Raw genomic sequence first — 12,613 nt, 5'->3', positions numbered from 1 at the left:
AGACCCCACCCATAACCAAAAAGAATAGCCGTGATACTTTTTATGCATTTTACTAATCGGTATAAAAGGAGGTAACATTTTAATTGAAGCATTATAAACTGCACTTTCAAAAAAGCCAGTGCTTTGTTCATTGGCTTTATTATGTTGGATGTACTCGAGATTGCAGACTACGCTATGTTCTTTGCGAGCGATAAAGCCAAAAGTATAACAGGACAGGCTGTTGTGATGGATGGCGGCTATACAGCTCAATAATAGAGTAAAATGAGGCAAACCAAAATGGTTCGCCTCATTTTTTTATCTCCGCAGAATTTTTCTTTTTCACCTTTAGCACCGCACCAGTTTTAGCATCAATTTTGACTTTGTGTTTTTTTCCTTTGGCTATAATGACAAATTTGTAAACAGCTGGTTTGTTGTCCTTTATTTTTAACACTACTTTTGTTACTTTGCCGGGGACTTCTTTTAGTGCGATGGCCTGAGCCTCTTCCATTGTGATGTTCGTTTCGTTCTTTTGCTCTTGTGTAATTTTGTTAGAGGAGGCTGCATCTGCTACGTACGGATAGAACAATATAAGGGATGCAAAAATCATCATAGCGGCTGTTTTTTTAAAAAGATTCATCTTAATCCTTCCTCTCCTTTTGATTTGGAAAGAAAAATAGCTGTCTAATCTTTGTTTTTCACTTTCAAAACTTGGCCTGTTCTAGCATCAATTTTGATTTTATGTTCAGCACCATTTGAAAGCACAATGACTTTGTAAACAAGGCGGCCATCTTCGTCCGTTTTTAAAGCGATTTTAATGATCTTTCCAGGGGTTTCCTTTAAAGCGATTTTCTTCGCCTGATCCATGGATATAGCGCTGCTTTGACTGTTTACCAGAGGGGCAGGGTATATGGCGGCAGTGCTTGCTGTGAACGGTAATGTGCAAAATAGGGATGCTAAAGCAGCGGCTGTCAATTTTCCGGAAAAATGCATCTAACCCTCTCCTTTCTTTTTCCATAGCTTTTACAGATGGAAGGATAATATTCGTTAGAGTCTTGAAGAAGCTGATTCATCTCTCCCTTTTGGAGAATGACCTGCTTGATAGAAAATGGAAATTTTAATGAAATTTTAACAAAAAACGTTTTACGTAATTTCCAATTTTGAACTGAATTTTTTACTCCTTTCTTTTCTGTAAAGCTCTATATAAAGCCTTTTATAGGCTTTTTTTTATTGACGCAGTAAAATGACAGGAATACTTTCTTATAAGAAAGGGTATTAGTAATTTCCGGATTCTTACTAATCATAATTTTATGGAAACGGGGCTTTTATGATATACTATCGAAAAAATAAAAAGAGTTCTCTAAAACGAAATCTCTAAAATTAATAAAAATGCGAATTAATGCATATTAATAATTTTTATATAGGAGTGATGATGGCATGAAAAGACATGGATTTCCAAAATTCCAGGGCTTGTATGATCCGGCGAATGAGCACGAAGCCTGCGGAATAGGCATGATCGCAAATATTAATGGTACACAGTCTCATGAAATTGTCCAAAATGCCATTAACATACTTTGTAATCTGGAGCATCGCGGAGGGCAGTCGGCTGATACAAGTACAGGTGATGGGGCCGGCATACTAACGCAGATTCCTCACAGGTATTTCAAAAAGCAATGTGAGAGGGAAGATATCTTTCTTCCTCCAGAAGGCGGCTATGGAATCGGGATGGTTTTTCTTTCGCAGGATCACGATATCCGGAATAAAAGCAAGGAAATGTTTGAAGCCATTATTGAAGAAGAGGGACAAGATTGCCTTGGCTGGCGTACTGTTCCGGTGAATGACTCCTTTGTGGGCCATGTTGCCAAGAAGACGGAGCCATTTATTTGCCAGGTCTTTATTGCGCCTTCTGATGATATAAATGACCGCATGCAATTTGAAAGAAAGCTTTATATTATTCGTAAAATAGCTGAAAAAACGATTCCTGAAAACGAAGGGCATGAGCCTTTTTATATTAGCAGTTTATCGACAAGTACAATTATTTATAAAGGGATGCTGATTCCAGAACAGCTCGATTCGTTTTACATTGATTTAAATCATCCTGACTACAAATCTGCCTTGGCTCTCGTGCATTCCCGTTTCAGTACGAACACGTTTCCAAGCTGGGAGCGTTCCCATCCGAACCGCATGACGATCCACAACGGGGAATTTAATACGATTAGAGGAAATGTCAATTGGATGAGGGCGCGCGAAGCACTTTGCTCATCTGACTGCTTCAGCGATGAGGAGCTTCAGAAGCTTTTGCCTGTCATTGATACAAACGGCAGTGATTCGTCAATGTTTGATAACGGATTTGAATTCTTTCACCTTTCCGGGCGGTCCCTTGCCCATACGGCTATGATGATGATTCCTGAACCATGGGCCAACGACAATGAAATGCAGGAAGATAAACGCAGTTTTTATGAATATCACAGCAGTCTTATGGAGCCTTGGGATGGTCCGGCAGCCGTTGTTTTCACAGACGGAAAGCAGATTGGAGCTTGTCTTGACCGCAATGGATTGAGGCCGGCACGGTATTCTGTTACGAAAAACGGAATGATTGTTCTTGGCTCTGAAGTGGGTGCACTGGATCTTTTTGCGGATGAAATTGAATACAAGGATCGCCTGCATCCAGGCAAGATGCTTTTGATTGACCTGGAAAAAGGCGAAATCATTCCAGATGAAGAGATCAAAAAGCAGGTGTCTTCTGAAAAACCATACGGTGAATGGCTGAAGGCTAACAGAGTTCAGATGGACGAGCTCCCTGAAACTGGTTATGTGCAGGCGTTTAGTGATGAAGAATCACTTCTCACGCAGCAGCTTGCTTTTGGGTATACAACAGAAGAACTGAACAAAATTCTGAAGCCGCTCGCGTCCTCTGGAAAAGATCCAGTAGGGTCAATGGGTTATGATTCGCCTCTAGCAGTATTATCTAAAAAACCGCAGCTTCTATATAACTACTTTAAGCAGCTGTTTGCACAAGTAACAAATCCTCCGATAGATGCAATACGCGAAGAAATTGTAATATCAGCAGGCACGACAATCGGAGCGGAAGGAAACCTGGTTCAGCCCGGTCCGAAGAGCTGCCGGCATATTCATTTGAAAACACCGGTTCTTGCCAATAGGGAGCTTGAGAAGCTGAGACAGCAGCAGCTTGAGGGCTTTAAAACGGTTACTCTGCCTATTCTGTTTGCAGCTAAAGAAGACTCAAATGAGCTTGAGAAATCATTGGAAGAGCTTTTTGCGAAAGCAGATCAGGCGATACAGGATGGCGCAGTGCTTCTTATTCTTTCAGACAGGGAAGTCAGTGAAGAACGAGCGGCCATCCCTGCACTGCTCGCTGTATCGGGGCTTCATCACCATCTGATCCGGGAGGGTTCAAGAACAAAGGTAAGCATTCTGCTGGAGTCTGGAGAGCCTAGAGAAGTCCACCATTTTGCCGCACTGCTTGGATATGGTGCAGAGGGAATTAACCCTTATCTAGCTTTCGATTCCATCGGAGGACTGCTGGAAAATGAGGATATTCTTGCTGAGTCTTTTGAAAAAGCAGAAGAGAATTATATTCAGGCAGTTACAGACGGGGTAGTAAAGGTCCTCTCCAAAATGGGTATTTCAACTATTCAAAGCTATCGGGGTGCACAAATATTTGAAGCTGTAGGAATTCATCAGGATGTTATTTCAAAATATTTCACAAGAACAGCATCCCGTCTTGGCGGAATTGGGCTTGATGTCATCCAAACAGAATCCCTTATGCGCCATAAGGAAGCTTTTCATAAAAAAAGAGGCGGAAGAAGCTATCTTCCGTCAGGAGACGAATTCCAGTACCGGAAAAATGGAGAGGATCACCAGTATAATCCGCAAACGATTCATACTCTTCAGCAAGCATGCAGAACGAATAATTATGCATTGTTCAAAGAATATTCGAAGCTGCTGACAGATGAAAGCAGCAACCTGCAGTCATTAAAAGGACTGCTCTCTTTTAAAAAGAGAAAGCCGATTCCGATTGAAGAAGTTGAGCCGGTTGAAGAGATCTGCAAAAGGTTTAAAACAGGTGCTATGTCTTATGGTTCCATCAGCCAGGAAGCCCATGAATCATTGGCCATTGCAATGAACCGCATCGGCGGCCGGAGCAACACAGGCGAAGGTGGAGAAAATCCGGAGAGATTCGAGGCGAACCCAAATGGCGACTTGCGGAGAAGTTCCATTAAGCAGGTTGCATCCGGAAGGTTTGGAGTAAGCAGCCACTATCTAGTAAATGCGGATGAAATTCAAATAAAAATTGCACAAGGTGCAAAACCGGGTGAAGGAGGGCATCTGCCGGGTAAAAAGGTTTATCCGTGGATCGCTGAAGTAAGAGGCTCCACCCCTGGGGTGGAATTGATTTCACCTCCTCCCCACCATGATATTTATTCGATTGAAGATTTAGCTGAACTCATTCACAACCTGAAAAACGCTAATCCAAAAGCCACAGTCAGCGTTAAACTCGTTTCGGCTGTCGGGGTTGGAACAATTGCTGCAGGCGTGGCAAAAGGCCGGGCAGATCTTGTGCTGATCAGTGGATATGACGGCGGGACAGGTGCAGCGGCAAGAACGAGCATCAAGCATGCGGGGCTTCCTTGGGAAATAGGTCTTGCAGAAACGCATCAAACACTCGTCCTGAACCGGCTTAGAGACCGGATTGTTGTTGAGACAGACGGGAAAATGATGACTGGACGGGATGTGGTCATAGCAGCACTTCTAGGGGCTGAGGAATTCGGATTTTCCACAGCGCCGCTTGTCGTATTGGGCTGCATATTGATGAGAGTATGCCATCTTGATACTTGTCCTGTCGGGATTGCTACCCAAAATCCTGAGCTTCGGAAGAAATTCAATGGTGATCCTGAGCATGTAGCCAATTTCATGCGCTTTATTGCACAGGAAGCAAGAGAGCTTATGGCAGAGCTCGGGTTTTATTCCATCAATGAAATGGTTGGCAGGACGGATGTTCTTGAACCGAATAAAGCCATTGATCATTGGAAAGGCAAGAATGTGGACCTGTCTGCTCTCTTGCATCAGCCGGATGTTCCTGCTCACGTCAGCCGCCGTGCTATCGTAAAACAGGATCATGGCCTTGAAAAATCGCTGGATTACCAGGAATTAATCCCGTTGTGTAAAAAAGCCATTGAAAACGGTGAACCCGTCGAAGCGACCACAGCAATCCGCAACATTAACCGCGTGACCGGCACGATGCTCGGCAGTGAAATTACGCGACGCTACGGCGAAGAAGGACTGAAGGAAGATACGATCCGTCTGAAATTTAATGGTTCGGCTGGTCAAAGCTTTGGCGCCTTTATTCCAAAAGGAGTCACCTTGACACTGGAAGGAGATGCAAACGATTATGTAGGCAAAGGGCTATCAGGTGGCAAAATTATCGTTTATCCTTCTCCTGACTCGACCTATATTCCTGAAGAAAATACGATAATCGGAAATGTGTCTTTTTACGGAGCATCAGATGGAGAAGCGTATATAAATGGACTGGCTGGCGAGCGGTTTTGCGTCAGAAACAGCGGAGCTAATATTGTCGTTGAAGGAGTAGGCGATCATGGCTGTGAATATATGACAGGCGGAAAAGTCCTTGTACTTGGCCCAACCGGCAAAAATTTCGCAGCCGGCATGTCAGGCGGCATGGCTTACGTATTGGATGATTCTCTTGAAAATGTTAAGAAAAAATGCAACAAGGAACTCGTTCATATTGAGCAGCTGAAGGATCATCAGGAAATAGAGCAAATCCATGAAATGATCGTCAAGCATGTGGAATATACAAGAAGTCCAAAAGGGGCAAGAATTTTGGAAGACTGGCAGACTCAAGCTTCACAGATTATCCGCATTATTCCAAAGCAATTTTTAGAGATACGGGAAAGAATTCAGCGATTGCAAGGTACCGGACTTTCTAAAGAAGAAGCGGAAATGAAAGCTTTTGAAGAAAGCAATTTGAATCTGGAAGCAGTAAAATAAATCATTTGCAGGAGGTGGAAAGGATGGGAAAACAGACTGGTTTTATGGAATACGAACGCAGGACGACGCCTGAACGGGATCCTGCAGAGCGTACGAAAGACTGGGAGAACTACAAAGCTCCTATGTCTGAAGAAGAAGTAAAAAAACAGGGCGCCCGCTGCATGGACTGCGGCGTCCCAACATGCCAGAGCGGAATGCTGCTAAATGGAGTAACAACAGGATGCCCTGTTTACCATCTGATTCCTGAATGGAACGACCTTGTCTACAAAGGGCAATGGAAGGAAGCGCTAAAGCGTGAGCATGAGATGAACAACTTTCCTGAGTTTACGGGTTTTGCCTGTCCTGCACCTTGTGAAGGGGCATGTGTCCTTGGCATAAATGAGCCCCCGGTTGCGATCCGTACAGTGGAGAGAGCTATTATTGAAAAAGGATTTGAGGAAGGATGGGTCGTTCCTGAGCCGCCTGAATTCCGGACAGGCAAAAAAGTGGCTGTTGTCGGTTCAGGACCTGCAGGGCTTGCCTCAGCCGCCCAGCTGAACAAGGCAGGGCACCTTGTAACCGTTTTTGAAAAAAGCGACAGGCCAGGCGGGCTCTTAACCTATGGAATTCCTGAAATGAAACTCCCTTATGCCGTTGTCGAACGCAGGGTAAATCTATTAAAAGAAGAAGGCATTGAATTTGTTGTGAATACAGAGGTTGGCAAAGACTTTCCTGTCTCAAGGCTCAGGGAGGAATTTGATGCAGTGATTCTTTGCGGAGGAGCTGCCGTTCACCGTGATTTGCAAGTAGAAGGCAGAGAATTGAAAGGCATCCACTATGCCATGGAATTTCTCCATTCCAACACAAAAAGTCTGCTCGACTCCAATTTCTCGGACGGAAAGCGGATCTCGGCAGAAGGGAAAAATGTTATCGTCATCGGCGGCGGTGATACAGGTACAGACTGTCTGGCAACATCCTTGCGCCATAATTGCAAAAGCCTGGTTCAGTTTGATATTTACAATCAAAAGCTGCCAGTACGGAATGAAGAGGAAAACCCTTGGCCTCAGTATCCAATTATTCACCGGATAGAATATGGGCAGGAGGAATCTGCTGCTGTTTTTGGAAAAGATCCAAGAGCTTATGCTGTCATGACAAAGAAGTTTGTTGGGAACTCTGATGGCCAAGTCAAAGAAGTTCATACCATTAACGTTGAGCTGAAAATTGACGAAAATGGCGTTAGGACAAGAGAAGAAATTCCTGGCACCGAAAAAGTATGGCCGGCAGATCTAGTGCTTCTTGCCATTGGCTTCAGCGGACCTGAGCAGGAGCTGATCAAAGCTTTGGAGGTTGAAACAGAAGAAAATTCTACAGTGAAAGCCGAATATGGAAATTATCAAACGAATATCGAGGGCGTATTTTCCGCAGGAGATATGCGGCGGGGCCAGAGTCTCATTGTCTGGGCCATCAATGAAGGCAGAGAAGCAGCAAGAGAATGTGACAGGTTCTTAATGGGAACAACTGAGCTGCCATAAAATCAAAATCGAAGCACCTTGCTGTTTGGAATAGAGCTATAATTAATCCCAATGAAAAACCACAGGCTAAAGACCTGTGGTTTTTCCTATCCCTGCTTGTTTTTAATTCTCTCAATGACATCATGAAGCCCCTCAGGCCTATGAAATTCAATTGGTGAAAATCCTTTTTCAAAAGAAATGGAGTCCGCTTCAACCAGCAATATGTACCGGTCATTGATTTTAGCCAGGTGAATGGAATCACCGAACTCCGCTAGCAGTCCCTTAATCTCCGTTTCGCCAAGCTTCATTTTAAGCTCAGCTTCAGGAGAGGTCTCTACTATTTGAGCGGCCGCCTCAATCACCTGATGGGTATCAAGCCGCTCTTGAAGCTCCCGTTTAGGGCTTGCCTCCCAAATTTCCATATCATGCTCGAATTGCTTGAGTTCCTGGCTGTTTTCATTAAAAGCTTCGTAAACATGCTCCTGAACCATATTCATGACCTGGGATTTCATAATTTCAGGCATGGATTCCCCATATTCCACATATTTTAAGAAGTCTTCAAAATAGCGGGCATGGGAAGATTGATGAATTTTCAGCTCACCCTCCTCCGTCATTCCCTCCTCGGGCATATACGGATATTGAATGGATTTCATATTTTTCGTCGTAATGGCCATCTCGACGGTTTTAATAAGGGTAGCTTCATCCGCAATCGAAGCTACCTTAGGCTCAAAATCGCATTTCATAATAAAAACAAAAGCCTCATCAAAGTATTTTCTTGGAACAGCTGATGCTACTAAAAAGGCTCCCCCTCTTACAGCGCTTGTATCAAGGTAGTTTCGAATAAACTGTTCGCTTATTTCGTTAAACATTTCTTTTGTATCAGCAAATCGTATTTTATGAAACATATTGTAGTTTGGATTTGAATCAAGCTCATGCCCAGGTTCCACAACAAAGTGGCCGATTTTGGTTGGTACCTCCTCTGATTTTGGATGGCGCTCTGACTTGCGTTTCACAATTTTCGCAAGCTCTCCGTCTAAAAAGTTCTTAAGAGGACTGCTTTCAAATTCCTCCGAATTAAGAGTTTGATAGTGTTTAAATCGCTTATTTGCCTGTTCGTCTTTATCTTCTATTTGAATAACGTAAAAGGATAGAAATCGTATTGTAAAATCCATCTATGAATTCTCCTGTTTCTTTTGGAAGTTCTTCAAGTATAGAAAAAGGGGGATCTCACGTCAATTATGTAACAGGCCAATGCCCGATAATGGAAAATAGCATTGGCCCCATTTATTACACTGCTTTTCTTGGAGGCCCTCTTCTTCTTTTTTGGCATTAATTCATATGCTATGCTAAAAAGCAGAAGAATGTTTGACAGGGAGGCTATATGAAAGAAAACATCGTTTTTATTCACGGTCTAACAGGAACGAGACGGGCGTTTAAAAAACAGATGGACTATTTCGGCCATGGATACAATACTTACGCCTATGACCTTCCAGGCCATGGGAAAGATAGGGGACAAGAAGCGGATTTTACTCTGGAACATCTGACGAGGCAGCTTGAGGAGCTGTATGAGCGGGAAAGGATTGAAAAAGCTCATATTTGTTCAATCAGCTATGGCTGCTATCCAAGCACAATTTTTTATAAAAAGTGGAAGGAAAAAGTCTCAAGCCTATGCTACATAGGCGGACATTATAACTCTGATTCACCGTTATCCAGAGTCCTTCAGCACTTCTGGACCAATGACTACGGCAATTACACAGAATGGCTGAGAAACTATTCACGGGACTTGTTTCCCAAAAGCAATGTGATAGATCCATATGCTATTATCTCCTCTAAGCTGTATTACAAATATGGCCATGAACTCCATGAAAAAGTGCTGAAGGATGCGATCGGCCACAGGCTTCACTATGATTTACGCTCTGATTTAATGAAAGTCGGCATTCCGGTACTATGGATCATGGGGGATCACGATCAGCTCTTTAAATCGAGCATTACAGATTTGAAAGAAGTCATTCCTCATGCGGAATACAAAGAAATTTCCCATACTGGCCATGCAGCCAATATGTTTCGTCCGATAGCTTTCAGAAGAATGTATGAAGAGTTTCTGAAAAATATGGCATCTGAAGGAATTGGAAGAGGACTTTAGAAGGTAATAGATATAAAATTTGGGGGTGAAAGGTGAAGTGGATTATCAAGCCGTAATAGATAAGCTGGAAGAACTTGGATCGAACCAAACGAAAAAAACATTTGAACGTCATGGAGCAAAGGAACCGCTTTTCGGAGTAAAAATAGGGGACATGAAAAAGCATCTTGTCAAACAAGTGAAAAAAGATCAGGAATTGGCCTTAAAGCTTTATGCCTCTGGAAACAGCGATGCTATGTATTTAGCAGGGCTTTCTGTGAAACCGGAGTTGATGAAAAAAGAGCAGCTAAAGGAATGGGCTGAGCAGGCGAACTGGCATATGATAAGCGAATGTACGGTTGCACAGGTAACAGCAGAAACACCCTATGCGCTTGAGCTTGCAAGAGAGTGGATGGCTTCTGAAAGCGAGCTGGTTGCTGCGGCAGGATGGAGCACATACGCTAATTACCTTTCGATTGCGCCGCATGAGGAAATAAGCAATGACGAAGTATACGGGCTTTTGAAAAAAATAGAAGCCGAAATTCACGGCGAGAGAAATCGGGTTCGCTACGTCATGAACGGATTTGTTATAGCCGCCGGAGCCTACTGCCCTCCCTTGCATGAAGAGGCTAAACAGATTGCAGAAAAAATCGGCAAGGTGAACGTTAACGTCGGCCAGACTGCCTGTAAGGTTCCTCTTGCAAAAGAATACATTGAAAAAATGGTCCAAAAAGGCGCAGTCGGGAAAAAACGGAAAACCTGCATCTGTTAAAAACATTTGTCCCTGGATTAAGGCTTCCAGGGGTTTTTTCATCATTTGAAAATGGTGTAACGATTTCATAACTGTGATAAGATACATTTGTTTAGACTGTTTTTACAAAATTTGTTGCTAGTCTTAGGGGTTTAGAACAAGCATGAAGACTAGGCATCTTTTCTTAAAATTCACAGATGGATACATGTTTTCGAATTCATTTATATAAAGCAACAAAGTTTAAGAATGGAAAATCTAAAAGAAGGTGACATCTTGACAGCTGTTCAAACCGAAGTACTGAAGGACGGTAAACAGAAAAAAGAATTTAATCTGTTTTTTTTGACCTGGCCTATTTTTCTTGAAGTCTTTCTTTTTATGCTGATGGGTATTGCCGATACGTTTATGCTTAGTGCGATTTCAGATAATGCTGTTTCAGGTGTCGGAGCCGCAAACCAGTATCTCCAGATTGCTATTTTAATATTAGAAGTCATCGGAAACGGTGCGTCTATCGTTGCTGCCCAATATATTGGATCGAGAAAATTCACAGAAGCGGCGAAAATTTCAGCGATGGCAGTTGTATTAAATTTAATGGCTGGCCTTGTTATCAGCGGAACCTTTTTGCTTTTCTGCGGAAAAATGCTTCATGCATTGAACCTTCAGGGAGACATTTTGACATACGCCCAAAGCTATTTATCGATCGTCGGCGGGGCTATCTTTTTACAAGCTATTATTAATTCTCTTGCTGCGATCATTCGTGTTCATGGATTTACAAAAGAGGCGATGCTTGTCTCGCTTGGAATGAACGTGATTCATATCGCTGGAAACTATTCATTGATTTTCGGCAAATTCGGACTGCCGGAACTGGGTGTGCAGGGGGCAGCCATTTCTTCTGTTGTAAGCCGTTTGATTGCCCTCGTGGTATTCTTCTGGCTGCTGTATCGCATTATGGAAGTAAGAGTGAAAATAGAATATTACCTTTCCCTATCAAAGGAGTATATAGGGAAAATTCTTAAAATCGGCATTCCTTCTGCATTTGAGCAGATTATGTATCAGGCATGCCAAATTGTCTTTTTATATTATGCCACCTATCTCGGTGCCGCCTCTCTTGCAGCTAGGCAATACGCGACGAATATTTCCATGTTTATTTTCCTTTTTGCCATTGCGATCGGAATGGGGACGGCGATTATAGTAGGCCGGCTGGTTGGCGGAAACCGAAGTGAAGAAGCCTATCAAAGGGTTTGGAAGAGTGTGCGCTGGGCGTTTGGAGTAACGCTGTTGATGGTTGTCATCGTCATCCTGCTGCGTCACCAGCTGATGAGCCTTTTCACGCACGATCCTGAAATCATCAAGCTTGGGACCAGTGTATTAATTTTAAGCATTCTCCTGGAAACGGGCAGAACAGTGAACATCGTTTTGATCAACTCATTGAGAGCTGCGGGCGATGCCACATTCCCTGTCTGGATGGGGATGATTTCAATGGTTGGCATGAGTGTGCCGCTTGGCTATTTTCTCGTTTTTCATCTTCATCTCGGCCTTGCAGGAATATGGCTTGCCATTGCTTCGGATGAATGGTCCCGCGCTATTATCATGTTCTACCGCTGGAAGAGCAGAAACTGGCAGCGGTATGCCCTTGTGAATCATATGGTGAAAGAAGAAAAAGCAGCAGAACAGATGTAGAAAAAGGCAGCTGGGAAATTCCCAAGCTGTCTTTTTCAATATAATAAAGGGAAGAGCAATAAAGAGTCCGTTCGGTTGAAAAAGGAGGAAGCTTTAGATGAAGCCTTTTACAGAAAGAGCCATCGCTATAATAAAAGAGATTCCAGAGGGAAAAGTAATGACATACGGCCAAATTGCAGCACTTGCAGGAAGTCCCCGCGGAGCAAGGCAGATTGTCCGCATCCTGCATTCAATGAGCAGAAAATACAGTCTCCCATGGCACAGGGTTATTAATTCAAAAGGGGAAGTCGCGATAAAAGATGACGAAGGAAGCTTTTCACAAAAAGCTCTTTTACAGGCGGAAGGCATTGTTATTCAGCAGTCCTGCATAGATCTGGAAACCTTCCAATATCACCCATAAAAAAAGCCGGAAAACCGGGACCAGGCTGTTTTTTTATATGTCCAAAATATTAGGAGAAAAGGAAATCAGTAGGATCTATGGAGTATTTTTACTGTTCTTAACATTTCCCTAACAATTACATGCTAATTTAAGGTGGAATACTACTTTGAATTTAGGGAGTGAAAAGAAGT

9 protein-coding genes and 1 pseudogene are annotated in these 12,613 nt (G+C 43.1%); 7 read left to right on the top strand and 3 right to left on the bottom strand.

What is annotated here, in order from left to right:
• Positions 1-141: 141 nt before the first annotated feature.
• Positions 142-252: pseudogene (locus ACOT8F_RS13655) on the top strand (SDR family oxidoreductase); the annotation flags it as partial.
• A 34-nt stretch (positions 253-286) separates the two neighbouring features.
• On the opposite strand, the gene ACOT8F_RS13650 reads toward ACOT8F_RS13655, so the two are convergent.
• Positions 287-616, bottom strand: coding sequence for a PepSY domain-containing protein (locus ACOT8F_RS13650; protein ID WP_421652488.1), 330 nt, complete (start codon positions 614-616; stop codon positions 287-289).
• A gap of 44 nt (positions 617-660) precedes the next feature.
• A complete protein-coding gene (locus ACOT8F_RS13645) occupies positions 661-969 on the bottom strand; it encodes a PepSY domain-containing protein (RefSeq protein ID WP_421652487.1) in 309 nt (102 codons plus the stop codon).
• A gap of 444 nt (positions 970-1,413) precedes the next feature.
• On the opposite strand from ACOT8F_RS13645, the gene gltB reads away from it, so the two are divergent.
• Positions 1,414-6,006 carry a glutamate synthase large subunit gene (gene gltB, locus ACOT8F_RS13640; RefSeq protein WP_421652486.1) on the top strand — a complete coding sequence of 1,531 codons (4,593 nt, stop codon included), beginning with the start codon at positions 1,414-1,416 and terminating at the stop codon, positions 6,004-6,006.
• Between the two features lie 23 nt (positions 6,007-6,029).
• The gene (locus ACOT8F_RS13635) at positions 6,030-7,517 is read left to right on the top strand and encodes a glutamate synthase subunit beta (protein ID WP_421652485.1); all 1,488 of its coding nucleotides are present in this window, start codon (positions 6,030-6,032) and stop codon (positions 7,515-7,517) included.
• A gap of 86 nt (positions 7,518-7,603) precedes the next feature.
• Here ACOT8F_RS13635 and ACOT8F_RS13630 read toward each other — a convergent pair whose 3' ends face one another.
• Positions 7,604-8,668 (bottom strand): DUF3900 domain-containing protein, encoded by a 1,065-nt coding sequence (locus ACOT8F_RS13630; protein ID WP_421652484.1) that lies wholly within the window; start codon positions 8,666-8,668, stop codon positions 7,604-7,606.
• A 209-nt stretch (positions 8,669-8,877) separates the two neighbouring features.
• On the opposite strand from ACOT8F_RS13630, the gene ACOT8F_RS13625 reads away from it, so the two are divergent.
• From ACOT8F_RS13625 to ACOT8F_RS13610, 4 genes are all read left to right on the top strand, one after another.
• Positions 8,878-9,639 carry an alpha/beta fold hydrolase gene (locus ACOT8F_RS13625; RefSeq protein ID WP_421652483.1) on the top strand — a complete coding sequence of 254 codons (762 nt, stop codon included), beginning with the start codon at positions 8,878-8,880 and terminating at the stop codon, positions 9,637-9,639.
• Between the two features lie 37 nt (positions 9,640-9,676).
• Positions 9,677-10,387 carry a DNA alkylation repair protein gene (locus ACOT8F_RS13620; protein ID WP_421652482.1) on the top strand — a complete coding sequence of 237 codons (711 nt, stop codon included), beginning with the start codon at positions 9,677-9,679 and terminating at the stop codon, positions 10,385-10,387.
• A 225-nt stretch (positions 10,388-10,612) separates the two neighbouring features.
• A complete protein-coding gene (locus tag ACOT8F_RS13615; protein ID WP_421652481.1) occupies positions 10,613-12,043 on the top strand; it encodes an MATE family efflux transporter in 1,431 nt (476 codons plus the stop codon).
• Positions 12,044-12,140: 97 nt separating this feature from the next.
• Positions 12,141-12,443, top strand: coding sequence for an MGMT family protein (locus ACOT8F_RS13610; protein ID WP_421652480.1), 303 nt, complete (start codon positions 12,141-12,143; stop codon positions 12,441-12,443).
• The last annotated feature ends 170 nt before the right edge of the window (positions 12,444-12,613 follow it).

It is taken from the genome of Chryseobacillus diguaensis (assembly GCF_049220665.1).
Classification (GTDB): Bacteria; Bacillota; Bacilli; order Bacillales; family Bacillaceae; genus Metabacillus_B.
This window is presented reverse-complemented; position numbering and strand designations above follow the sequence as displayed.

What these genes read in the sequence shown, in the direction of transcription:
- ACOT8F_RS13645 (WP_421652487.1), bottom strand. Translation starts at nt 969, where the DNA reads ATGCATTTTTCCGGAAAATTGACAGCCGCTGCTTTAGCATCCCTATTT.
- gltB (WP_421652486.1), top strand. Translation starts at nt 1,414, where the DNA reads ATGAAAAGACATGGATTTCCAAAATTCCAGGGCTTGTATGATCCGGCG.
- ACOT8F_RS13615 (WP_421652481.1), top strand. Translation starts at nt 10,613, where the DNA reads ATGGAAAATCTAAAAGAAGGTGACATCTTGACAGCTGTTCAAACCGAA.
- ACOT8F_RS13630 (WP_421652484.1), bottom strand. Translation starts at nt 8,668, where the DNA reads ATGGATTTTACAATACGATTTCTATCCTTTTACGTTATTCAAATAGAA.
- ACOT8F_RS13635 (WP_421652485.1), top strand. Translation starts at nt 6,030, where the DNA reads ATGGGAAAACAGACTGGTTTTATGGAATACGAACGCAGGACGACGCCT.
- ACOT8F_RS13650 (WP_421652488.1), bottom strand. Translation starts at nt 616, where the DNA reads ATGAATCTTTTTAAAAAAACAGCCGCTATGATGATTTTTGCATCCCTT.
- ACOT8F_RS13625 (WP_421652483.1), top strand. Translation starts at nt 8,878, where the DNA reads ATGAAAGAAAACATCGTTTTTATTCACGGTCTAACAGGAACGAGACGG.
- ACOT8F_RS13610 (WP_421652480.1), top strand. Translation starts at nt 12,141, where the DNA reads ATGAAGCCTTTTACAGAAAGAGCCATCGCTATAATAAAAGAGATTCCA.